A 2,927-nucleotide genomic window follows, 5' to 3' on the forward strand; every position below is an offset into this window, starting at 1 on the left:
TAATAGGTAATAGGTAATAGGTAATAGGTAATAGGTAATAGGGATGCGCTGCATCTTCAGGTGCGACCCGTGGCGAATTTAATTCGCCAAGGTCAAGCGCACCTAACAGGGAATCAGCTTCAAAGAATACTGTACCTCATAACTGTGATAAACGCTATATTTATAACAAGCCTACACAGAAATTGGAATTATCTGATTAGTTATTTATACTTATTAACCTAGAGGGGCGCTTGTCGCCCCTCTAGTATCCAATAAGTTAACTGCCATGGACTTTGTCAAGGTTCATGGCAGTTTTAATGGACTTTAAATTTTGTTTTTAATGAGTAATTATAACATTTTTTGGATGCTCATATACCCAAAAAAAAAAGTATACATAAACATACATAAATCCTACTAAATCAAACCTGAACGCAAACCTAAACGCAAACCTATGCTCGAAAGAATAGATTTATACACAGCAGGATCGGTAATCTTACCATCTGCTATCATTTCAGCACTTCACCTAGCACAACTTCCTTAGGAGTTGCTAAAGTGAAGTAAACCCTTTGCTTAGCTGCATCTACCTTTATATAGATAGATTTATGAGTACTGAACAATTAAATCAAGTTATAGAAGCAATTATTTCTGGCAAGTATTCCTGGGCTTGTGTATTGATATTACGGTTTTCTGGCTACAATCCTTTGCAATATATGCCCTATCGAACTTACAATCGGTTAATCAAACAAAACTATAACTTAGGCAACCGGAATAAAACTGCATCCTCTCAACCATCAAAAATTCTCAAAAGGTGTTAATCATCAAGACAACCAAAATAAAAAATTACTAAAAAATCCTAGATCCTAGGCTCTAGACTCTAGGTATTAGGTATTAACCATCAGGCATTAAGTACTAAAACCATTACTCATTAACCATTAACCATTAACCAAACACCAAACACCGGGTGCATCTCAATGCATGCAAAAACACTCAGGACAATAGAAGACTAATATCATGTTATGACAATTACCCTTAATAAAAATCCCCCTATCTCCCCCTCTCCCCACCCTCCCCACACTTCCCGCGCCTGGGTCCCACACTTCCTTTAGTTATAGATTTACAAGTAACAGATGTACCCCAAACACCAAACCCCTAACCCCTAACTCCTAACTCCTAACACCTATCTTTCAGGAGATTAATTTGACTAACACTCATTTACTCAAAGAGCGTAGGAAATTTCCGCGTCATATCACCTTACTAAATTATCAGATAGAAGGACTGATTTCAGATCAAAATGATTTAGTAGTTAATCTGAGTCAAGGCGGTGGCAAAATTTACATTAACAAACCCTTAAAAACTGGGGAGCATAAAAAAATTCAGTTCTGCTTACCAGGAATAAGTTACACAGCTACTTCTATGGTGAAAATTGCCTGGCAAAGGAAAATTGGTTTAGATTCACCAGCTAAATATGAAGCAGGAGTGAAGTTTTTAGATATCTCACCAGTCAAGCTTAATACACTATTAGAACGGAAACAACTTATCTTCAGCAATCACTTTCAGTTCAAAGTATTACTGAAAACGTTTGCTGCTGCTGCCTGTATAGTTTCTGCACTTGCTCAGTCAGCTAGTAGTCAAACCGTTGCACCAGGCTCTATTCTCAGTATTTTGCTGGAGGGTCTTAATGATCGTATCTCTTGGGTAGCAAGTCAAAATCCCACTGATGAAGCTAGCTTCAGCTGGGAGCAATCTCCTAGGCAGCATCCGATTGGATTTAAGTTTAATCAATCTTTAGTGAGTGTTGATGATTTAGAGTCTGCTCCTGAGCCAATAACAATGGCTAGTTTGGTCTTATTAGGTGCTACATTTCTGATCCCATGTCGTCACCTAGAGTAATAATACCAAGTTAGATTAATTATCTATTTTGGCAGGATTATATTAAGGGTTAAGGTTATGAACTTAAGCTTTCTGTTTTTATTTGCCCTATTTTCACAAAAAATTCCTGATAAACCAATGGGGGTTGTTAAAAATTAATCATTTTAGTTATAGCAATTAATTTAGTTTAAAATTATTAATTTTAGTGAGGATGTGCCATTATTTAGCTACAATATAGATATGAGCACTTAGGTTAAATCCCCTGCCTGAAGGCAGGGGATTTCTTAATGGTATTAATTAGTTTAGAAAGTAAATACAAAATAATCAGTTAACTATTGACCCATACTCGAACATGAACACACCAGGTAGAAATTCCAGGTTGAAGCTTGTTTGCTTGTTCGCGTAGCGTGGCCGAAAGGCCAAGGTTCAGAAGATAACCTTTAACCTAGCAACCTATAGCAATCCTATCTGATTCGTGAAAGAAATGGGCTGCTTTAAGGCAGAAGGCAGAAGGCAGAAGGCAGAAGGAACAGGGTGCATCTCAATGCATGCAATTAGGCAAAAATTATAATAAAATCTCCGCGCCCCCGCCCCACACTTCCCGCGCCCCCGCCCCACACTTCCCGCGCCCCCGCCCCACACTTCCCACACTTTCCTTATTTTTTACAAATATGAGATGCACCCGAAGGAACAGGAGTTGGAGCTAGTTTTTAAAAAGTCCAGTGATTTTACAAATGATTTAGGATTGCTATAGTAACCTGGTAATAGCTTTTCCGTTTACATCTGAATTGTAAACATTGATGGAGGCATGGGGGGATGGGAAGAAAGTTAATTGAGGCAAATGCAAGTTGTAAACAATTCCGATGCTAAGCTGTTCGGCATTTAAATTGGTATAATAAAAATTAATAAATAACCCAATAATAGGAAATATGCCAGCAAAAAATTATCTGACAGCAAAAAACAATACTTCAAAAAGCCTTAAAAATAGAAGAAAATGGAAATATTAGAGAACGTATTTTAATTTTGCTGTTGTTGAATAGTGGAAAAACACAGTTAGAAATTGCTGAAGTTTTGGGTTG

2 protein-coding genes and 1 pseudogene are annotated in these 2,927 nt (G+C 37.4%); all 3 read left to right on the forward strand.

Annotation, left to right across the window (positions count from 1 at the left end):
* Nucleotides 1-581 precede the first annotated feature (581 nt).
* Entirely contained in the window at nt 582-794 is a 213-nt protein-coding gene (locus tag F6K20_RS32210) for a HetP family heterocyst commitment protein (RefSeq protein ID WP_008179910.1), read from the forward strand.
* A gap of 382 nt (nt 795-1,176) precedes the next feature.
* Nucleotides 1,177-1,869 (forward strand): PilZ domain-containing protein, encoded by a 693-nt coding sequence (locus F6K20_RS32215; protein WP_008179908.1) that lies wholly within the window; start codon nt 1,177-1,179, stop codon nt 1,867-1,869.
* A 942-nt stretch (nt 1,870-2,811) separates the two neighbouring features.
* Nucleotides 2,812-2,927: pseudogene (locus F6K20_RS32220) on the forward strand (IS630 family transposase); the annotation flags it as partial.

This window comes from Moorena sp. SIO2C4 (assembly GCF_010672485.1).
In the GTDB taxonomy this organism is placed as follows: Bacteria; Cyanobacteriota; Cyanobacteriia; order Cyanobacteriales; family Coleofasciculaceae; genus Moorena; species Moorena producens.

Coding starts and splice junctions, on each gene's coding strand:
- F6K20_RS32210 (WP_008179910.1), top strand. CDS start 582: ATGAGTACTGAACAATTAAATCAAGTTATAGAAGCAATTATTTCTGGC.